The organism is Streptomyces sp. NPDC058619 (genome assembly GCF_042717785.1).
In the GTDB taxonomy this organism is placed as follows: domain Bacteria; phylum Actinomycetota; class Actinomycetes; order Streptomycetales; family Streptomycetaceae; genus Streptomyces.
In genome coordinates this window covers 39,238-60,113 of the sequence record NZ_JBHXQN010000013.1, presented here as the reverse complement: position 1 = coordinate 60,113, position 20,876 = coordinate 39,238, and the positions used below count along the sequence as shown (strand labels likewise).

12 protein-coding genes are annotated in these 20,876 nt (G+C 75.6%); 4 read left to right on the top strand and 8 right to left on the bottom strand.

Annotated elements, in window-relative coordinates; genetic code table 11:
* Positions 1–18: 18 nt before the first annotated feature.
* Both ACFWTC_RS15475 and ACFWTC_RS15470 read right to left on the bottom strand, forming a co-directional pair.
* Complete coding sequence (locus tag ACFWTC_RS15475) at positions 19–771, bottom strand: DUF4097 domain-containing protein (RefSeq protein ID WP_383917475.1); 753 nt, start codon at positions 769–771, stop codon at positions 19–21.
* 106 nt (positions 772–877) lie between these two features.
* Positions 878–2,341 (bottom strand): hypothetical protein, encoded by a 1,464-nt coding sequence (locus ACFWTC_RS15470; protein ID WP_384026856.1) that lies wholly within the window; start codon positions 2,339–2,341, stop codon positions 878–880.
* A gap of 37 nt (positions 2,342–2,378) precedes the next feature.
* Here ACFWTC_RS15470 and ACFWTC_RS15465 point away from each other — a divergent pair, with 37 nt between their 5' ends.
* The 4 genes from ACFWTC_RS15465 (at position 2,379) to ACFWTC_RS15450 (ending at position 9,230) form a co-directional block, all read left to right on the top strand.
* Complete coding sequence (locus ACFWTC_RS15465; RefSeq protein ID WP_384026859.1) at positions 2,379–3,122, top strand: hypothetical protein; 744 nt, start codon at positions 2,379–2,381, stop codon at positions 3,120–3,122.
* A 66-nt stretch (positions 3,123–3,188) separates the two neighbouring features.
* Positions 3,189–3,929 carry a response regulator transcription factor gene (locus tag ACFWTC_RS15460; protein WP_351271439.1) on the top strand — a complete coding sequence of 247 codons (741 nt, stop codon included), beginning with the start codon at positions 3,189–3,191 and terminating at the stop codon, positions 3,927–3,929.
* Positions 3,926–5,035 carry an ATP-binding protein gene (locus ACFWTC_RS15455; RefSeq protein ID WP_384026861.1) on the top strand — a complete coding sequence of 370 codons (1,110 nt, stop codon included), beginning with the start codon at positions 3,926–3,928 and terminating at the stop codon, positions 5,033–5,035. The genes ACFWTC_RS15460 and ACFWTC_RS15455 overlap by 4 nt, the downstream gene beginning before the upstream one ends.
* Before the next feature lie 259 nt (positions 5,036–5,294).
* On the top strand, positions 5,295–9,230 hold the full coding sequence (locus ACFWTC_RS15450; RefSeq protein WP_383917487.1) for a multifunctional oxoglutarate decarboxylase/oxoglutarate dehydrogenase thiamine pyrophosphate-binding subunit/dihydrolipoyllysine-residue succinyltransferase subunit: 3,936 nt from the start codon (positions 5,295–5,297) through the stop codon (positions 9,228–9,230).
* A gap of 79 nt (positions 9,231–9,309) precedes the next feature.
* Here ACFWTC_RS15450 and fxsT read toward each other — a convergent pair whose 3' ends face one another.
* From fxsT to ACFWTC_RS15420, 6 genes are all read right to left on the bottom strand, one after another.
* Positions 9,310–12,399: an FxSxx-COOH system tetratricopeptide repeat protein gene (gene fxsT, locus ACFWTC_RS15445; protein ID WP_383917490.1), complete on the bottom strand. Its 3,090-nt coding sequence runs from the start codon at positions 12,397–12,399 to the stop codon at positions 9,310–9,312.
* Positions 12,400–12,463: 64 nt separating this feature from the next.
* The gene (locus ACFWTC_RS15440) at positions 12,464–13,855 is read right to left on the bottom strand and encodes an HEXXH motif domain-containing protein (protein ID WP_384026864.1); all 1,392 of its coding nucleotides are present in this window, start codon (positions 13,853–13,855) and stop codon (positions 12,464–12,466) included.
* Positions 13,852–15,246 carry an FxsB family cyclophane-forming radical SAM/SPASM peptide maturase gene (locus ACFWTC_RS15435; protein ID WP_384026867.1) on the bottom strand — a complete coding sequence of 465 codons (1,395 nt, stop codon included), beginning with the start codon at positions 15,244–15,246 and terminating at the stop codon, positions 13,852–13,854. The genes ACFWTC_RS15440 and ACFWTC_RS15435 overlap by 4 nt, the downstream gene beginning before the upstream one ends.
* A gap of 189 nt (positions 15,247–15,435) precedes the next feature.
* Positions 15,436–15,627 (bottom strand): FxSxx-COOH cyclophane-containing RiPP peptide, encoded by a 192-nt coding sequence (gene fxsA, locus ACFWTC_RS15430; protein ID WP_383917499.1) that lies wholly within the window; start codon positions 15,625–15,627, stop codon positions 15,436–15,438.
* A 595-nt stretch (positions 15,628–16,222) separates the two neighbouring features.
* Positions 16,223–19,696: an SAV_2336 N-terminal domain-related protein gene (locus ACFWTC_RS15425; protein WP_384074215.1), complete on the bottom strand. Its 3,474-nt coding sequence runs from the start codon at positions 19,694–19,696 to the stop codon at positions 16,223–16,225.
* Between the two features lie 117 nt (positions 19,697–19,813).
* Positions 19,814–20,875 carry an AAA family ATPase gene (locus ACFWTC_RS15420; protein WP_384026873.1) on the bottom strand — a complete coding sequence of 354 codons (1,062 nt, stop codon included), beginning with the start codon at positions 20,873–20,875 and terminating at the stop codon, positions 19,814–19,816.
* Between the last annotated feature and the right edge of the window lies 1 nt (position 20,876).

Here is a 20,876-nt window from a genome sequence, read left to right as displayed (position 1 = left end):
CACCCCCGGACCGGATGGTCAAGGGGTGTGGATGCGGACGTCGCCCGAGGTGGTCTTCGCCGCGAGGCCGGCGGTGGCCGAGGGGTCGTCGGGAACGGTGACGTCTCGGTCGCCCGAGGTGGTGGACACGGCGACCCGGTAGGGACCGGCGGGGACCGTGAGGGCGACGTTGCCCGAGGTGCTCTCGGCGCTGACCGAGCCCGGGGCCCGGGTGTAGTCCAGGCGGGCGTCACCGGAGACCGAGCGGACCTCGGCGCTCGGCCCGGCCAGCCCGGTGGCGGTGATGTCGCCCGAGGACGTACGGACCTTCAGCGGGCCGGTGATCGCGTCGGCCCGCACGTCGCCCGAGTCGGACTCCACGTCGGCGGCGGCCACGCCCGTCACGGTGACGCGGCCGCTGTCGCCCTCGACCGTGACCGCGGCCGAGGCCGGCACTTCCAGGCGGTAGTCGACCGAGCAGTCGCGTGAGCAGCCGGAGGTGAAGGTCAGGACGCCGCCAGTCACCCGCTGGCCGACCTCCGGGGCGGTGGCCCCGCGGTAGTGGACGGTGCGCCGCACGGCGACCCCCGGCCCCGTCCCGGTGGTGACCTCGACCGACCCGGACCGGACCCCCGTCAGCCGGACCGCCGTGACGGCCTCGGTGACCGTGGCGTCGGCGGCGACCGACGTGCGGACCGCCTCTCCGAAGGTGCATCCGGCGAGCAGGAGCGCCGCGCCGAGGACGGCGGCTGCGGCGGGGGCGGGGCGGACTGACGCGGCGTGAAGGGTCATGTCCCCATGCTCGGCGCCGCGGCGCCCCGGGCCGATGGTGCCGGTACCCGGACCCCGGGTGGGGTTAACCCCCGCCTGCCGCCGGTTGCCCGCCGCCCCCCGCCCGTCAGGGCCCGCAGGTGCCCGGGGCCGCGTACACCGCGACGCGGGCGCCCCGCACCGCGGTGACCGAGCACAGGTCGAACCAGGCGGCCAGCGTCTGCCGCTTCACCGCCTCCCGCGGGTACGGGTCCAGCGGCTCCTCGGCCGGGTCCAGCAGCGCGATCACCCGGGGCGACGCGATGAGCGCCGCGCGGAGCTCCGCCGAGGGCAGTTCGGTGCCCTGGAGGCTGCGCGAGGCCGCCGGTGAGCGGTCCAGGGCCACGTCGCGCAGTCCGGCGTACGTCCGCGGCGAGGAGAGCAGCCACTCGCGCCGCCGCGACGGGAGGAACACCACCGCGTCGCCCGGCCGGGCCGCCTCGCGGACGGCCGCGGCCACCGCGAGGGCGTCGTCCTTGCGGCTCTCGGGCGTCCGCAGCCACACCGACCAGAGCGCACAGGGCACCAGGAGCACGGCGATCACGGCCACCACCGGCCGGGGCCACCGGCCCCGCACGGCCGTCCACCGGCCCCGCACGGCCCCCGCCCGGACCACCCCCGCCCCGAGCGCCCCAGGCCGGACCGCCGCCAGCCGGGCCCCGGCCAGCAGGGCGAGTCCGGCCAGGGAGTAGAGCACGTACCGGTCCACGTACCAGGGGTTCACCAGCGACACCGCCATCAGCACCCCGGGCGGCAGCAGCGCCAGCGGCACGGCCACCCGTACGAGGTCCCGCTCCGCGGCGCCGCGGGCGAGCAGCAGCACCGCGCCCGCGAGCACCCCGTACGCCGTCCAGTCCTGCCAGGTCGGCCGCCCGAGCCAGCCGAGCTGCTGCCCGGCCTGCCGCGCGCTGATTAGCGCCAGCGGCAGCAGCAGGGCCGCGACGGCCCCGGCCGCGAGCCGCCAGCCGCGCGAGCGCCAGGCGGTGAAGGCGTGGGCGGGCAGCGCCAGTACGGCGAACTCGTGCAGCCAGCAGCCGAGCAGCAGCACCGCCGCGTAGGCCGTCCACCGCTCGCGCAGCATCAGGTACGTCGCCCACACCACCGCGGCCGCGACCAGGGCGTACGAGCGCCCCTCCTGCGCGTACATCTGCACCGGCGGGAGCACGGCGTACACCACCCCGGCGATCAGCGCGGCCCGCTCCCCCGCGAGCCGGCGGGCGAGCGCGGCCACCCCGGCGGCCGCGAGGGCCGTGGCGGCGACGGAGGGCAGCCGCAGGGCCCACAGGCCGCCGTCCCAGGCGAGGAAGACGCCGTGCATGAGCAGGTAGTACAGCCCGTGCACGGCGTCCACCTGGCCCAGCAGCTCCCAGAGCCCGCCCAGCGGCCGGTGGGCCACCTGCCAGGTGACGGACTCGTCGCGCCACAGGCTGCCGCCGCGCTCCAGGCCCCAGAGGCCGAGGAGCAGGGCGGTCAGCGCGGGTACGACGCGCCAGGGCGCGATGCTGCGGATGGCGGCCTCCGGGAGCTGTCGGATCGGGTGCGGGCACTCCATACTCGGGGTTCGGCCCGAGTACCCGCGGAGGTGGGGCATGCGAGCACGGGGAACGGTGCCGGTGACGGCCGCCGCGCTGCTGGGCGCGGTGCTCCTGGGCGGGTGCGGCCCCTCCGGGCCGGCCGCGCCCGACGCCCCCTCCGGCGGGCCCGGTTCCCCGACCGGCGCGACCGGTTCCGCGACCGCGGCCGCCTCCTCCTCCCCGGCCACCGGCGCGCCCCCGGGCGCCACGCCGGACCCGGCCGCGAGCGCGAGTCCCGCGCCGGTTCCCGGCCGTACCGTCCCCGCCGGCGAGACCCTCGTGCGGGCCACGCGGTCCGGCGGTTTCGCCGGCCAGACCCACACCCTGATCGTCAAGGGCGACGGATCCTGGACCCGGCTGGACGGCAGGGCGAACCCCGAGGGCTCCGGCCGACTGGCGCCGGACCGGCTCGCCGCCCTGTCCGCCGCGCTGCGCGAGGCGGACTTCGCCCGGCTGCCGCGGTTTTCGAAGAACGCGACCACGGTCTACGACGGGTTCGTCCACGCCGTCGTGCACGGCGGCCACGAGGTGGCCGCCGTGCAGGGGGCCGAGCCCCCGGCCCTCGCCAGAGTGCTGGACGCGCTGCCCCCGTTCACCGCGGAGGAGGCGCGTCAGTCCGTCCCGCCGGGGCCCCGCCTGCCGCCCGCACGAGCGGAACGCAGCCGTCCGCCGGCCGGTCCCGCGGGGACGTCCCCACCCGGCACATTCCTCCTCCGACCAGGGTTTTCCGCACAAATGCCCTGTCCGAACCCCGCATAGCCGCAGCCCTGTGGCTCCTCTACGCTGCACCCCACCACGCAGATCTTCACGGGGCGGGACCGGGACATGGAACAGACGCACACCACCCACAACGGCGCATCGGCGACACCCGGCGCCCAGCGGCGCGTACTCGTCGTCGAGGACGACCGCACCATCGCGGAGGCCATCGCGGCCCGGCTGCGGGCCGAGGGCTTCCAGGTGCAGACGGCCGCGGACGGTCCGGCCGCCGTCGCCGCGGCCGAGAGCTGGCTGCCCGAGCTGCTGGTCCTGGACATCATGCTGCCCGGCTTCGACGGGCTGGAGGTCTGCCGCCGGGTCCAGGCCCAGCGGCCTGTGCCGGTGCTGATGCTCACCGCCCGGGACGACGAGACCGACCTGCTGGTCGGGCTCGGGGTCGGCGCGGACGACTACATGACCAAGCCGTTCTCGATGCGCGAGCTCGCCGCGCGCGTCCACGTCCTGCTGCGCCGCGTGGAACGCGCCACACTCGCCGCGCACGCCCCGCGCGGGGCCACCCTGCGCCTGGGCGACCTGGAGATCGACCACGCGCAGCGCCGGGTCCGGGTGCAGGCCGAGGACGTACACCTGACGCCGACCGAGTTCGACCTGCTGGTGTGCCTGGCCGGGACCCCGCGCGCGGTGCTCTCGCGGGAGCAGCTGCTGGCGGAGGTCTGGGACTGGGCCGACGCGTCCGGGACCCGTACGGTCGACAGCCACATCAAGGCCCTGCGCCGCAAGATCGGCGCGGAGCGCATCCGTACGGTCCACGGCGTCGGGTACGCCCTGGAGACCCCGGCGCAGGCGTGAGCGCCCCGCCCACGAGGCCGCGGCAGCGACCGCGGCAGCGGCCCGCCGGGGGGCTGCGGCCCTTCTCGCCCTTCTCCATCAAGACCAAGCTGGGCACCCTCGTGGTGGTCTCGGTGTTCATCACCACGGGCCTGCTGATGGTGGCGCTGCGCACCGACACCGAACTGCGGTTCATCACGGTCTTCTCGGTGATCGCCTCGATGCTGATCACGCAGTTCGTGGCGCACAGCCTGACGGCGCCGCTCGACGACATGACGACGGTGGCCCGGGCGATCTCCCGCGGCGACTACACGCGCCGGGTGCGCGAGGCGGGCCGCCGCGACGAGCTGGGCGACCTGGCCTCCACGATCAACCTGATGGCCGACGACCTGGAGGCCGTGGACCGGCACCGCAAGGAACTCGTCGCCAACGTCTCCCACGAGCTGCGCACGCCCATCGCGGCGCTGCGGGCGGTGCTGGAGAACGTGGTGGACGGGGTCTCGGCCGCCGACCCGGAGACCATGCGGACCGCGCTGAAGCAGACCGAGCGCCTGGGCCGGCTGGTGGAGACCCTGCTGGACCTGTCGCGGGTGGACAACGGGGTGGTCCCGCTGCGGGCCCGCCGCTTCGAGGTGTGGCCGTACCTGTCGGGGGTGCTGAAGGAGTCCGGGTTGGCGGCGGCCGGCCGGCCGGGGCTGTCCTCCGGCTCCGGCGGGCACACCCGCAACGACGTGCACCTGCACCTGGACGTCTTCCCGTCCGAGCTGGCGGCGTACGCGGACGCCGAGCGGCTGCACCAGGTGGTGGCGAATCTGATCGACAACGCGGTCAAGCACAGCCCCGCACACGGCCGGGTCACGGTCCGCGCCCGGGCCGGTGACGCGCCCGGGAGCCTGGCGCTGGAGGTGCGGGACGAGGGCCCGGGCATCCCGGAGGCGGAGCGCCACCGGGTCTTCGAGCGGTTCAACCGGGGCAGTGCCAGGGGCGGGGACGGCGGGACCGGACTGGGGCTGGCGATCGCCCGGTGGGCCGTGGAGCTGCACGGCGGGCGCATCGGAGTGGCCGAATCGTCACGGGGCTGCCGCATCCTCGTCACGCTTCCGGGCAGCTCGCAAGCGCCGTGTTGACGTAGGGTTCGAGTGGGAAGGACATGATCTCGGCCACATTCCGCCGAGGTCCGTCAGGGGTGCGAAGCCATGGGGGCCGCAACCTGGGTGCCCCCTACCCGAACCACGCTTGTTTCCCGCCATTCAGGGCGGCGAAACCCGCCGTTCGATGTGACCTACGCGACGGATGTCCCGCCCGGTCTGCATGTCGCCCCCCGGGAGGCGTAGCCTTTATTCCCGCTGTCCATACCTTGTGAAGCGGAAGAGGGCGGTTGCCGCCGTGTCGCCACAGTCCCCCAGTAACTCGAGCACCACGACCGAAACAGCAGAGGGCGGGAAGACCCCTGCCACGAGCTTCGGCGCCAATGAGTGGCTCGTCGACGAGATCTATCAGCAGTACCTCCAGGACCCGAACTCGGTCGACCGGGCCTGGTGGGACTTCTTCGCGGACTACAAGCCCGGGGGCGCCGTCGCGCCCGTGAAGGCCGAAGAGCCGAAGACGTCCCCGACGACGGACGGCGCCTCCGCACAGGCCGCCCCCGCCGTCGCCGCGACCCCGCAGACCGCCGACGCCGCCACGGGGGCGGCGCCCGCCGCCGCCGCGCCGACCTCAGCCTCCGCGCCCGCGGCCGTGCCGGCCCCTGCCCCTGCTCCTGCCACCCCCTCTGGTGCCCCTGCTGTGACTGCCACCTCCCAGGCCCCGGCCGCCGCACAGGCCGCGCCCTCCACCCCGGCACCGGCTCCGGCCGCGGCCGCTCCCTCCGCCGCAGCTCCCAAGGCAGCCCCCGGTGCAAGCACCGGCTCCGCTGGAGCGGCCGGCGCCGCGCCCACCGCCGGGACCCCCGCGGGCCCCGAGCTGGTGACGCTCCGCGGCCCGTCCGCTGCCGTCGTCAAGAACATGAACGCCTCCCTGGAGGTGCCGACGGCCACGTCCGTCCGCGCCGTCCCGGTGAAGCTGCTCTTCGACAACCGCATCGTCATCAACAACCACCTGAAGCGCGCCCGGGGCGGGAAGATCTCCTTCACGCACCTCATCGGCTACGCGATGGTGCAGGCCATCAAGGCCATGCCGTCGATGAACTACTCCTTCACGGAGAAGGACGGCAAGCCGACCCTGGTCAAGCCGGAGCACATCAACTTCGGCCTCGCGATCGACCTGGTGAAGCCGAACGGCGACCGCCAGCTCGTCGTCGCCGGCATCAAGAAGGCCGAGACGCTCAACTTCTTCGAGTTCTGGCAGGCGTACGAGGACATCGTCCGCCGCGCCCGCGTCGGCAAGCTGACGATGGACGACTTCACCGGCGTCACCGTCTCGCTGACCAACCCCGGCGGCCTGGGCACCGTGCACTCCGTGCCCCGCCTGATGCCCGGACAGTCGGTCATCATGGGCGTCGGCTCCATGGACTACCCCGCCGAGTTCCAGGGCACCTCGCAGGACACCCTGAACAAGCTGGGCATCTCCAAGGTCATGACCCTGACCTCGACCTACGACCACCGGGTCATCCAGGGCGCGGCCTCCGGCGAGTTCCTGCGGATCGTCGCGAACCTGCTGCTCGGCGAGAACGGCTTCTACGACGACGTCTTCGAGGCGCTGCGCATCCCGTACGAGCCGGTCCGCTGGCTCCGGGACATCGACGCCTCGCACGACGACGACGTCACGAAGGCCGCCCGCGTCTTCGAGCTGATCCACTCCTACCGGGTCCGCGGCCACGTCATGGCCGACACCGACCCGCTGGAGTACAAGCAGCGCAAGCACCCCGACCTCGACATCACCGAGCACGGCCTCACCCTGTGGGACCTGGAGCGCGAGTTCGCGGTCGGCGGCTTCTCCGGCAAGTCGATGATGAAGCTCCGCGACATCCTCGGCGTCCTGCGCGACTCGTACTGCCGCACCACCGGCGTCGAGTTCATGCACATCCAGGACCCGAAGCAGCGCCGCTGGATCCAGGACCGCATCGAGCGTCCGCACACGAAGCCGGAGCGCGAGGAGCAGCTGCGCATCCTGCGCCGGCTGAACGCCGCCGAGGCCTTCGAGACCTTCCTGCAGACGAAGTACGTCGGCCAGAAGCGGTTCTCCCTGGAGGGCGGCGAGTCCGTCATCCCGCTGCTCGACGCCGTCATCGACTCGGCCGCCGAGGCCCGCCTCGAAGAGGTCGCGATCGGCATGGCCCACCGCGGCCGCCTGAACGTCCTGGCGAACATCGTCGGCAAGTCGTACGCGCAGATCTTCCGCGAGTTCGAGGGCAACCTCGACCCGAAGTCCATGCACGGCTCCGGCGACGTGAAGTACCACCTGGGCGCGAACGGCACGTTCACGGGCCTGGACGGCGAGCAGATCAAGGTCTCGCTCGTCGCGAACCCCTCGCACCTGGAGGCGGTGGACCCGGTCCTTGAGGGCGTGGTCCGCGCCAAGCAGGACATCATCAACAAGGGCGGCACGGACTTCACGGTCCTGCCCGTCGCCCTGCACGGCGACGCGGCCTTCGCCGGCCAGGGTGTGGTCGCCGAGACGCTGAACATGTCGCAGCTGCGCGGCTACCGCACCGGCGGCACCGTGCACGTGGTCATCAACAACCAGGTCGGCTTCACCGCCGCCCCGGAGTCCTCGCGTTCCTCGATGTACGCGACCGACGTGGCCCGCATGATCGAGGCGCCGATCTTCCACGTGAACGGCGACGACCCGGAGGCCGTGGTCCGCATCGCGCGGCTCGCCTTCGAGTTCCGTCAGGCGTTCAACAAGGACGTGGTCATCGACCTCATCTGCTACCGCCGCCGCGGGCACAACGAGTCCGACAACCCGGCGTTCACGCAGCCGCTGATGTACGACCTGATCGACAAGAAGCGCTCGGTGCGCAAGCTGTACACCGAGTCCCTCATCGGTCGCGGCGACATCACCCTGGAAGAGGCCGAGCAGGCGCTCCAGGACTTCCAGGGCCAGCTGGAGAAGGTCTTCGCGGAGGTCCGCGAGGCCGCCACGCAGCCCGCGGCCAGCGTGCCGGCCCCGGTGGCGCAGCCGCAGTTCCCGGTCGCCGTGAACACCGCGATCTCGCAGGAGGCGGTCAAGCGGATCGCCGAGTCGCAGGTGAACATCCCCGAGCACGTCACCGTGCACCCGCGCCTGCTGCCGCAGCTGCAGCGCCGCGCGTCGATGATCGACGAGGGGACCATCGACTGGGGCATGGGCGAGACCCTGGCCTTCGGTTCGCTGCTGATGGAGGGCACTCCGGTCCGGCTGTCCGGCCAGGACTCCCGCCGCGGCACGTTCGGCCAGCGCCACGCGGTCCTGATCGACCGGGAGACCGGCGAGGACTACACGCCGCTGCAGTACCTGTCGGACGACCAGGCGCGCTACAACGTCTACGACTCGCTGCTCTCCGAGTACGCGGCCATGGGCTTCGAGTACGGCTACTCGCTGGCCCGCCCCGAGGCGCTGGTCCTCTGGGAGGCCCAGTTCGGTGACTTCGTCAACGGCGCGCAGACCGTCGTCGACGAGTTCATCTCCTCGGCCGAGCAGAAGTGGGGCCAGACGTCCGGCGTCACGCTGCTGCTGCCGCACGGCTACGAGGGCCAGGGCCCGGACCACTCGTCCGCGCGTCCCGAGCGCTTCCTCCAGATGTGCGCGCAGGACAACATGACGGTCGCGATGCCGACCCTGCCGTCGAACTACTTCCACCTGCTGCGCTGGCAGGTCCACAACCCGCACCACAAGCCGCTCATCGTCTTCACCCCGAAGTCGATGCTGCGTCTGAAGGCGGCGGCGTCGAAGGCGGAGGAGTTCACGACCGGTTCGTTCCGTCCGGTCATCGGTGACGCCACCGTGGACCCGAACGCGGTCCGCAAGGTCGTCTTCTGCGCCGGCAAGGTCTACTACGACCTGGAGGCCGAGCGGGAGAAGCGCGGCATCACGGACACGGCGATCATCCGCATCGAGCGGCTGTACCCGCTGGCGGGTGCGGAGCTCCAGGCGGAGATCGCCAAGTTCCCGAACGCGGCGAAGTACATCTGGGCGCAGGAGGAGCCGGCGAACCAGGGTGCGTGGCCGTTCATCGCGCTGAACCTGATCGACCACCTCGACCTGGCGGTCGGCGCGGAGGTCCCGGCGGGCGAGCGCCTGCGGCGCATCTCGCGGCCGCACGGCTCGTCTCCGGCGGTGGGCTCGGCCAAGCGGCACCAGGCGGAGCAGCAGCTGCTGCTGAACGAGGTCTTCGAGGCCTAGTCGCTGCGCGGCTCAGCGGTACGGAAGGCCCGGCCCCTCAGGGGGGCCGGGCCTTCCTTTTCAGCCTCGCCGGCGGGGGCTACGGCTGGGGTTCGAAGTCCCAGTAGGGGCGGGTCTGTTGCTTCGCCGAGACCGTGTGGACGTGCTGCGGCCCGAGCACGCGGGTCAGCGACCGGATCCCCGCCTCCTCGTGCTTGCCGGCCTCGACGTCCTCCCGTACCGAACGCAGGTCCGCCGCGAGGGCGATCTGGGCGCTCAGCGTCATGGGGTGGTCGGGGCCGAGGACCCGCTCGGCCGTCCGCAGGGTCTCCCGGCTGAGGTCGAGCGCGTCCTCCAGGCGGCCGGTGATGTTGCGGTGCCCGGTGGCGTTGAGGGCGCAGCCCAGGGTCCAGGGGTGGCGGTCGCCGAGCGCGCCCCGCATCCCGGCGAGGGCCTGCTCGGCGAGGTTCAGGGCTTCGGCGCGCTCGCCCTGGGCCCGCAGGACGAGCCCGAGGTTGCCGACCGTGCCGATGCTGTACGGGTGGGCGAGGCCCAGCTGCGTCTGGTAGCCGCGGACGACGTCCTCGGAGATCCGGCGGGCTTCGCCGATGTCCCCGTACTCCCGGAGGTAGGTGGCGTAGTCGGAGGCCACCATCAGGGTCCACGGGTAGTCGACGCCGAACACGCGCGTCGCCCGCTCCCACACCGTCCGCAGCCGCAGCCCGGCGCCGGTGATGTCGCCGGAGCGGCGCAGGCACATGCCGAGGTTGTGTTCGGCGCGCAGGGTCTGCGGGTGGCCGAGGCCGAGGACCTGGGTGTTGAGCTTGACCCCCTGTTCCTGCCGGGTCTGGGCCTCCCGGTAGCGGCCCATCAGGCGCAGGCCCATCGCGCAGGCGATCCCGGAGGACAGGGTGGAGATGTGCTGGGGCCGCAGGATCCGCTCGCGGCGGCGCAGGGTGTCCAGGTCGAGGTCGTACGCGTCCTGGTAGCGGCCCAGCAGCCGGTAGGTGGCGGCCAGGTTGTTCTGGGCGCCGAGGGTGGTGGAGTCGTCCTCGCCGAGCAGTTCGCGGTAGGTGGCGAGGCAGTGCTCGAAGATCTCCCGGGCCGGTTCGAACTTGGCGATGCACAGCAGGACGCCCCCGTACGCGCTGACGGCGCGCAGGGTCTCCAGGTCGCGTTCGCCGCGCTCCTCGGTGAGCCGGTCGGAGACGGCCTTGGTGAGGGTCTCCGCGCGGCGGAACAGGCCGAGGTTGCGCAGGGCTCCGCCGTACTGGTAGCTGAGCTCGCGGACCTTGGGGTGGTCCTCGCCGAGCAGGGCGCGCCAGGCCTGGTCGGTCTCCTCGGACAGCCGCAGGCAGGTGCGGTACTCCCCGGCGAGGAGCAGGTAGCGCAGGCAGTGCAGCAGGAAGCCCTGGATGCGCGGGTTGCCGCTGGTGAGCACGCCGGACGTGGACAGGTGCGGGACGAGTTCGGCGTAGCGGGGCCAGAGCCGGGAGTCGGAGGGGCGGCCCGGGTCGGCGGCGGCGAGGACCTGGCGGACGGCGCGGGCGAGGGGTTCGGCCTCGTCCTCGGAGAGGTTGGCGCGGACGATGCCGTGGACCATGCGGTGCAGCTGGACGGTCTCCAGGCCGCCGCCGCCGTCCTCCACGGGCAGGTCGGAGTACTCGAGGCGGACGACGGAGAACTGGACGAGCTTGTTGAGGGCGGCGTTCCAGCGGATCTGGTCGTTGATGAGCCCGGCGAGCTGTTCGGGGACGTCCTCGACGGGGAACTCGCGCAGCAGCCGCAGCGGTACCGGGCCGGGGGCGAAGAACACGAACAGCCGCAGCAGGGCGAGGGCGTCGGGGAAGTTCTCCCGGACGTTGTTGAGGAGTATCGCCAGGGCGGTCGGGAAGGGCAGCGGGTAGTCGTCGGAGACGAGGACGGCCTCGCGGGAGTCCAGCCGGCGCTGGAGCAGGTCCAGGTAGTCGCCCACGGTCAGCGGGGAGTCGGCGAGCCAGCCGGCGGTCTGGTCGAGGGCGAGGGGGTAGTCCTCCAGGGCTTCGGCGAGCTGGTCGGCCTCCTGCGCGGTGAGGCGCAGGGCCCGGCGCCGGATGAAGGTGATGGACTCGGGCCGGGCGTAGAGCGGGACTTCGACGAGGCTGGTGTGCCGGGTCGCCCACTCCCGGTTGCGGGAGGTGATGATGACGTCGCCCGCGCCGGAGGGCAGCAGGTCGGTGAGGTCGTCGGGGTTGTCGCAGCCGTCGAAGACCAGCAGCCAGCGGTGGTACGGGGTGCCGCGGCGCAGCGCTTCGAGGACGGCCCGGATCTGCTCGCCGTAGCTGCCGGCGCCGCGCGGCAGCCCGAGGGCCGGGGCCAGGTCGGCGAGGCGCTCGCGCAGGGTGGGCCGGTCCTCGGCGGGGACCCACCAGACGACGTCGTACTCGGAGGCGAAGCGGTAGGCGTACTCGGTGGCGACCTGCGTCTTGCCCACGCCGGACAGTCCCAGCAGGGTGACGGTGGAGGCGCCGGGCGGGGCTTCGGTGAGGGCCGCGCGCAGGGTGCCGATGACGTCGTTGCGGCCGGTGAAGCGCGGATTGCGGCGCGGGATCCGGCCCCAGATCTCGGGCGGGTCGTTGGGGAAGCGGGGGCCGCGGCGGCCGGTCTCGGTGCCGATGCGGTCGGTGGGCAGCTCGAGGCGGCGCAGGACGCGGTACTCGGCCTCGTACGCGTCGAGGCCCCACAGGTCGGTCTTCTCCAGGACGGCGACGGCGCTGGGCAGCGGGGCGTCGGTGAGGCAGACGGCGGCGAACCGGTCGGGGTGGCGGTCGGTGACGGCGCGCAGGGCGGTGTTCCACTCCTCGTCGGCGTGGGCGCCGACGGAGAAGTAGCGTTCGCTGAGGACGAGGAGGACCCGGCTGCCGGAGCGGGCGAGGTCGTCGAGCGCGGGGGCGAGGCCGGGGCTGTTCTGCGGGTCCCAGCGCTGGAGGGCGACGCGGTGGCCGTGCTCCTCCAGGCGGTGGGCGATCCACACGGCCCAGGGGCGGTTGAAGCCCGCGAAGCTGATGACGAAGCGCTGTGGCTGGCCCGGGTGCGCGTGCGGATGTTGGCTCGGGTGGGGGTTCTGGAGCGGGCTCTGGTGGGGATTCTGGTGCGGGTGTTGCTGCTGCTGCGCTGCCGCGTCGCGATCCTGCCGACTACCGGTGGTCATACGGCCGTCTCCCTGGAATCCGGGCAGTGGACGGGGTTGAAAAGGTACCGCAGCGGACGATCCGTCAGCCTCGTGCGAACGGCGCGAGTTCGGGGTGTTCCGCGCACCAGGCGCGGCGCTCGCGGTCGACGGCCCGGCGGGCGCTGGCGTGCTGGTCCCCGGGCGGCGGCAGTTCGTCCATGGTCCGCTCGGCGTCGTCCATCGCCTCGGTGAACTCCCGCCCCAGGTGGGTCAGTTGCGGGTGGGCGCGGAGTACGGGCAGGACGGCCGCCACCTGCGCCCGGACGCGGGCGTGCTGGGCCCACGCCCCGCGGGCACCGTAGAGCGCGGCGCGCTGCCAGTAGCCGGCCAGGGCCAGGTGGGCGTACGCCCCGTGCAGGAGCCCCTCCAGCGGCCTGGGGTCGGCCCGCCAGGGGGCCCAGTGGCGGGGCGTGCGGTCGGCGGTGTGCAGCGTCAGCACGTCGGCCAGGGCGGTGAGCTTCCCGTGCTGCACCTCGTGGACCAGGGTGGCGGCCAGCGCGGGCGGGGCCTGCGCCCGCGCCAGTACGGATCCCGCGGCTGCGGGCAGGGTGGCGCCGCTGGAACGGGAGCCGCCGGCCAGCGGCACGACGGAACGCAGCAGCTGGACGGTCTCCCCCGCGCGGAGGGTGTCGTACCGGTGGAGCAGGGTGAGGGCGCCGGACCACTGGGTGTCCCAGCGCTTGTGCCCCTTGGGGGTGAGCCGCCGGGCGGCGCGCACGGGGGCCGGGTGCTCGGGGCCGGCCGCCCGGTAGGGGTCGAGGTCGTCGAGGGCGGTGCCGCCGCCGGGCAGGGTGTGCAGGGGCAGGGTGGCGGGGTCCGCGGGGTCCCAGGAGCCCTCGGTGAGGGTGAGCGGGCCGGGGCGGGGCGGCCGCAGCAGGCCGAGGGTGGGCAGGACGAGCCGGCCGTGCACGGGCCGCAGGGTGGTCGCGAAGGCGACCCCGGCGCGCAGGGCCGCGGCGACGGCGAGGGCGCCGAGGTGGCCGAGGTCGGCGGCGGGACCGTACGGGTCGTGCAGGCGGCGCAGGGTCTCCTCGGCCCACACGCCGGTGGCCGGGTAGTGCACGACGTCGCGCACGGCGCCGGGGTCCTTGCGCTCGGCCTCCTCCAGCAGGGCCCAGTGGTCCGCGGCCTCCCCGGCCCGCCCGCCGGGGGCGGCGTCGAGGACCGCGCGCAGCAGGACGAGGCGCTTGGAGCGGCGGATGTCGCGGATCAGGCGGGTGCCCTCCGCGGAGGGCTCGGTCGAGGCGAGGGCGCGCAGGGTCGGGGACGGAACCTCGAAGGGGGCGAAGGGCGCCCGGAGACCGGGGCCGTCGAGGGCGTCGAGGGGGTCGACGGCGTCGCGGCGGTCGGCGGCGTCCCGGCGGTCGGCGCGGTCGCGGCGGTCTCGGGGCTCGCCGGGGTTGCGGGGCTCGCCGGGATCGCGGGGCTCGTTCACGACGCGGCCGCCTGCCGGGGGGCGCCGGCGGCCGGCGGGGCGGGACGGGCGGCCGGCCCGGGACGGGCGGTCGGCGCGGGGAGCGGGCCCGGGCGCGCTGTCTCGGCGGCGGGGGCCGCGGCCGGGCGGGCGGTCGCCGCGGCGAGGGCGGCGGCGACGTGCCGGATCAGGACCTTGAGGTCGGCGCAGTACACGGACGGCTGCCGGAAGCCCTCCCCCGCCAGGTAGCGGTGCGGGTAGTGCCCGCCTCCGCACACCTCGACCAGCTCGCAGGACCGGCATCCGGCGGCCAGCGCCTCCCGGCCGAGCTGGCGGGCGGCGAGCCCGGGGTGGTCGAGGAGCTGGTCGAAACTGTGCGCGGCGAGGGTCATCCCGGTGGCGGCGGCGCCCTCGTAGGCGGATTTCAGCGAGTCGGCCTGTTCGATGGAGCCGTCGGTCTCGATGACGGCGGTGGTGGCGGGTGCGAGCCCGAGGGTCTCGGTGGCGGCGGGCAGGCCGAGGAGGAGCGCGATGATCTCCTCGAAGATCCTGACCCGGGTCCGCCGCACCCCGTCGTGCCACCAGCGCTCGAAGACGGCGAGCAGCCAGTCGGCGTACGGGGTGTGGCCGGGGCTCCGGCCCGGCGGCGGGGAACTGTGGTGGGCGAGCGGCAGGAGCAGTCCGAGGGAGGGCGGGGCGTAGCCCAGCAGCGACTCGTACGTCTCCACGGGGTCCTGGCCGAGGTCGACGACGCAGAGCACCCCCGCGTAGCTGTCGGGGTGCCGGGACAGCAGCCGCAGCCCGCGGGTCGCGGCGGCGAAGCCGGGCCGGCCCCCGCGGTCCACGCGCCGGGCGTTGTGGGCGGGCAGCCCCCCGTCGAGGCTGACGCCGACCCGGATGCCCGCGGCGGCAAGGGCGGCGAGCCGGCCGCGGGTGAGGAGCGTGCCGTTGGTCTGGACGGTGGCGGTGACCCGGGTGCACGGGGAGCTGCGGGCCACGGCGGCCCGTACCGCTTCGACGGGCTCGGCCAGCCGGGCGGGCGAGGTGAGCAGCGGTTCGCCGCCGTGCAGGACGAGGTCGACGTGGGTCAGGCCGTGGGCGGCGGCGTGCTCGGCGATCCGCTCGGCGGCGCGGGCCGCGGTGGCCGGGGCCATGACGGCGGGCTGGCCGCGCCAGCCCTGGTCGGCCATCTCGTAGACGTAGCAGTAGGTACAGGCGAGGTTGCAGCGGCTGCGGGTCTTGAGCACGAACTGGCGGATCGGGTGCGGGCGGTGGCCCGCGGCGCGCAGGGCGGGGACGTCGAGGCGGGCGTAGGGCCAGGGGGCGTGGCGCGCGTGGAGGGCCTTGATGGCCTGGAGGGCTTGGTTCCGGTGCGGGGGCGGCAGGCCGTCGCTCGTGATCGTGTGACTCATCGCCTGTACCTCCCGCTGCGCACGGTCCATCCCTGCCCTCCGGAGGGTCCCGGCTAACGGCGGAAAGTGGTCAACTGCGGTGGCGGTGGCGGACGGTGACGACTCCTCTGCGGCGGTCGGGGCGGCGGCCGGGGGAGCGGCGACGGCCGGGGTGGCGGCGGTACGGGACGGCGTGCGCGGCGCGAGCGGTCACACGACCCCGGAGTCGAAGGCGTTGAGGACCTCGGCCGGGTGGGTGACGCGCTCCACCATGCCCTCGATGACCGCGGCGAGCACCGGGTGGTCGATGCCCCGCAGTGCGGCCAGGTCGAGCCCCGAGAGGTCCGGGAGCCGTCCGGGGCACGCGCGGGCCGCAGGAGCTTCCTGATGTTGAGTCACCATGGGCCGGGTTTCCCCCTGTTGCCTGGTACGTACGGCGGTCCACTGCCCTTTCCCCTCCCCCGGCACACGGAAACGGCCGCCCCGGGGTCGCAGGACGGCGCCGCCCCCGGTCCGGGGCCCGGCCGGGCACGCCCCGGACGCGGAGCGCCCCGGCCGGGCGTCGGCAGTTCGGGCCGCCGGCCATCGCCACGCTCACCGTCACCCGCCGCACCCGCCGCACGCGCCGCACCGTCGAGTACGCCGACCTCCGCTTCACCCGGCGGCGGAGCCGCCACCCGGGCGCCGCGCCCGCGGGTCCCGTTCCGCGGGCCGGGGCGCGGCCAGCGCGGGGCCCGGCCAGTGCCGGGGGTGCTCCGTACCGGGCCCGGGAGGGGCGGCCGGACGCGGGGCGGCTCTGCCATCGGCTCGCCTCCCGTACGCGCACCCGGCCGCGCGGCGGGGCACGGCCCGGTCGGTGCCGTCAGTACTGGTCCCGGCCGCCCGGAACGTCCCGTCACGGGGCTCCTCCAGCGCACGCGCCCGGGCGGGCTGGCCCTTCCGCCGGGAGCGGCCAGCGCCCGTACCCGTCCGCTCGGGCGGGCGGCGGGCCGGTCCGTTACGGCCCGGCCTCCAGTGCGCGGACCCGGGCTCGGACCGCCTCCGGCCGGGCGGTGTCGTCGGCGTCGGCGTCGGTGCCGTCCCCGGTGGCGGCGTCCGCGAGGCGCTGCCAGAGGTCCAGGGAGGCCCGGTACGCGTCCAGGGCCGCCCGGGGCCGCGCCAGGCGCTCCAGCACCGCCCCGCGCAGCTCCTGCACGCGGGCCGCCAGCCGCACGGCGGTGTCCGCACGCTCCTCGCGGTCGGCCTCCAGGGCGGCCCGCCAGGCCCGCCGGTAGGAGTCCGCGGCCCGGTCGAGGCGTTCGGCGGCGTGGGTGTGGCCGTGGATCTCCTGCTGCACGTCTCCGTGGTCCCGCCAGGCACGGGCCTGCTCCAGCGGGCCGCGGCTGTGCCGCACGGCCAGCTCCAGCAGGTACTCCGCCTCCCGCAGGTCCACCGGGTCCCCTTCGTACGCGTGCCGCAGCCGCAGCCCGGTGGCCAGCCGAACCAGCCGCTGCGCCGACCCCGGGTCGGACTGCGCGACCGCCGCCCGGCTCTCGCGCAGCACGCGTACGGCGGTACCGGTGAACCGCCGCCCGTCGGCCGCCCGCGCCCGGTCCAGGAGGACGTCGCCCCACTCGGGCAGCAGTTCCGCGAAGGCCTCGGCGTCCCGGGGGACCAGCCGGCGGGCGCGTCCGTACGCCTCCGCCGCGTCCTCCAGGGCCACCGGGTCGGCGTCCCGGGCGTACCGGGCCCGGTGTACGCGGCCCAGGCACACCAGGGCCGCCACCCGCAGCTCGGCGTCCCCGCCGGCCTCCGCCAGGGCGGCGCCGAGCTGGGCGGCGGCCTGCTCCAGCCGCGCGGGCAGGTACCGCAGTGCCCCGGCCAGCGCCACCCGCACCCCGGCGGTCCGCGGGCTCCGCGGCTGCGCGCCGCGCGGCGGGGTGTCCAGCGCCGAGGCCAGCCGGGCGGCCGCCTCCTCGGCCAGGGCACTGCGCTCGGCGACATCCGGCGTACGGGGCAGCAGCGCCAGCAGGACGCGCCCCAGGGCGAGTTGCAGCGCGGGGTGCCGGTCCACCCCCGCCGCGCCGTCGCCGGACCCGGCCCCGGCGGCCCCGCCCGGGCCCAGGTCCGGAGCCCGGTCCGGGGCAAGGTCCGAGTCCGGGGCCAGGTCCGGGTCCGGAGCCCGGTCCGGGGCAAGGTCCGAGTCCGGGGCCAGGTCCGGGTCCGGAGCCCGGTCCGGGGCAAGGTCCGAGTCCGGGGCCAGGGGTGGCGGCGGGCCCGTCAGGGGTTCCAGGGCGGCGCGGGCCTCCCACAGGGGCGCCGGGTCGTCGCGCACCCGGCTCAGCCGGATCAGGGCCTCCGCCCGCCGGACGGCGCAGTCCCGCCGCAGCCGCCGGTCCGCGCCCGGCACGGCTCCCGCCGCCGCGAACTCCCGTTCCGCCGCCGCCAGCAGCTCCGCGTCGGGCCGCGCGCCCGCCAGGGCCCGCTCGTACAGCACCCGGCCCAGCACCGCCCGCGCCGGGGCCGTCCGCAGCCCGGTCACGGCCCGCTCCGCCTCGGCGAGGAATTCGGGGTCCCGCTGGTCCGCCCAGAGCCGCAGCAGCGCCCCCGCCAGCTCGGCCTCCGCCTCCTCCGGCGGGTCTCCGGGCCCCTCCGGGACCGCCATGGCCCGCCGGAGCACCGCCACCGCCTCGTACAGCGCCCGCGCTTCGCCGCCCCCGTCCGCGAGCCGGTCCCGCGCGGCCCGCACCGCCCGGGCGCGCCCCGCCGCCACGGGGACCGCGGACCCGTCAGCCGGGCTGCCCGGGCCGGCCGTGCCCGGCGGCCCCGGCAGGTAGCGCCGTACGACCTTCGCCGAGACCTGCGCGAAGGCCTGCGGGAGCCGCCCCGCGGGCACCCGGTCGGCGGCCTCCCGCGGCCCGGGGCCGGGCACCGGCGGCGGGGCCCCCGTCAGCTGGGAGACGGCGAGCGCGGGGAAGTTCCGTACGCCCCGCCCGAAGTGCGCGAGCACGTACTCCGAGCAGTGCTTGAGCACCAGCGCGGCCTCGTCCCGCCCCAGGGGCCCCAGCAGCACGTCCTGCACCCCCGGCACGAACTCGTACCACTGCACCGGCGGCGGTGCGCTGCGCCGCAGCAGCCCGCTCAGCAGCACCTCCGCCAGGTCGGACGGCTCCGAGTCGGGCAGCATGGTGCGCTGCACCAGCCGCATGACGGGCAGCGTCAGCGGCGCGGCCGACAGGTACACCGCCAGCTGCACGGCCCGCGGCGCGGCCGACGAGCGGAACCGCCCCACCAGCTCGCGCGGGGGCCGCACCGCCCTCGGCGGCGGCGCGGCCGCGGCCCGGTGGCCGGCCAGCACCCGGCCGACCTCGGCCGGTACCGGCCCGGTGCCCAGCCCGGCGACCAGCCGGGCCCACGCTCCGAGCGCCGTCGCGCCCGGCGGCAGCACCGGCACGGTCAGGCCTCCCGTGGGCCGCCCCGGCAGCGGGGGCCGGTCCGGCCGGAACAGCAGCTTCCGGCCCGCTCCCCCGGCCCGGGCGAGCGTGCCCCGCTCGGTCGGCAGCCAGCTGCGTCCCCACAGCCGCTGCGGCAGCGGCTGTACGACCACGCACGGGGTGCACTCGGCCCACCGGTACAGCAGCCGCTGCGCCGAACCCTCCCGCCACAGCGGCCCGGTGCAGTCGGAGACCACCATGGTCAGGGCCCGCCCGGTCGGGTCGCGCAGCTGGTCGCCCGAGCGCATGCCGGCACCGGGCACGGGGTCGCGGCCGAGGGCGGGCGTGCCGTCCGCAAGCCGGTGCAGGTGGTGCACCTGTACGTCCCGGAACGCGCCGAGCCGTTCGCACACCGTCCGCAGCTCCTCGAACATGTCCTGCCACACCGCCATCGACGGCGACGCGTCCATCACCAGCCGTACGGTCGCCTCGCGCCGGTGCTCCGGCCGGAGCACCGGGACGACCAGCCCGAGGGCCCGGGCGCCGGCCTCGGCGGTGGCGGGCTCGTCGAGCACCATCCGGCCGGGCGGCGCGGTCGGCCGGTGCCGCTGGAGGGTGCGCAGGGCCCGCTGGACGTCCAGGATCCGGGGCAGCGCGGCCGCCCCCGGGACCCGTACGGGCACCGCCTCCCCGGCCGGAGCCGCCTCCTCCGGCTGCGCTCCGGCGGCCCTCCGCAGGGCGGGCACGTACAGCGTGACCGGGTCCTCGGCCTCCGCCTCCTCCGGTACGGGCTCCCCCTCGCCCGGCGCCGGCCCGCCCGGCCCGCCCTCCGCACCGGGAGCGGCGGGGCCGCTCGGCGCACGGCCCTCGGCCGGCCCCGTGCCCGGCCGTTCCCCGCCGGGCGGCGCCCCGGCGGCCGCCCGGGTCCGGCCGGCGAGCCAGAGCGCGTCGGCCAGCTCCTCGGCGGACGGATCGAGCCCGGCGGCACGCAACAGCCCGGCCAGCACCCGGATGCCGGGCTCGGCGGCGGCCGGCCCGGCAGCGGAGGCCCCGGGCACGGACGACCCGGCGCCGGCCGGACCCCCGGCGGCCGGCCCGGCGGTGGGCTCAGCGGTCGGCTCAGCGGTCGGCTCAGCGGGTGGTTCGGCAGCCGGCTCGGCGGGGAACACGGCCCGTCACCTCGGGCGGTCGAGACGCTGGATCAGCAGGTCGGCCAGGTCCTCGCGCGTCGGCGGGGCGGCGTGGTGGGTCAGGTAGATCGCGTTGAGCAACTGGTCGGCGGCGACCAGCTCCGACTGGGAGCGGGTGAGGAACTCCCGGATCAGGTCCGCCCCGAGCCGGGCCGCCTCCTCGCCGAGGTGCGCGCGGACCATCGTGGCGAGCCGCTTCTCCCCCGGCTGCCCCAGCTTGAGCTGGATGCAGCGCCGCAACAGGGCGGCGGGGAAGTCCCGTTCACCGTTGCTGGTCAGGATGATGAAGGGGAAGGCCCGACAGCGGACCCGCCCGTCGCGGACCACCGCCTTGGCGCCGTCGTCGGTGAGCACCCGCACCTCGGGTTCGGTGTCGGCCACCCGTTCCAGCTCGGGGAGCGCGAACTCCCCCTCCTCCAGCACGTTCAGCAGGTCGTTGGGCAGGTCGATGTCGCTCTTGTCGAGCTCGTCGATCAGCAGCACCCGTGGCCGTTCGGTGGGCAGCAGCGCCGTTCCGAGGGGCCCGAGCCGGATGTACCTCCCGATGCCGGGCACCCCGGCGCCCGCCCCACGGCCGTCCCCGCCGCCGGCGCCCCCGCCGCCCGGCCCGCCGCCCGGCCGGCCGCCCGCCGCCAGCTGCACGTCCTGGAGCCGGGCGATCGCGTCGTACCGGTACAGCCCGTCCTGGAGCACGGTCCGCGAGACCACCGGCCAGCGCAGCACCCGTCCCAGCTTCAACTCGTGTGCCACGGCGTGCGCGAGGGTGGACTTCCCCGTTCCCGGGAAGCCGGTGACGAGCAGCGGCCGCCTCAGGTAGAGCGCGGCGTTGATCGCCTCCAGTTCCTCCGGCTCGGGCCGGTGCAGCTCGGCGGCCTGCCGGTGCGCGCCGAGCCGCCGGGCCACGTTCCCGTCGGCCGCCGCCGCGGGCCCGCCGGGCGCGGCGGTCGGCCCGCCGTCGAAGTCCCGCCAGGGCGGCGGGTCGGGCAGGGCGTCGATCCCGTCGTGGGGTTCCCCGACGCCGCGGTAGATGAGCCACTCGTCGTTCATG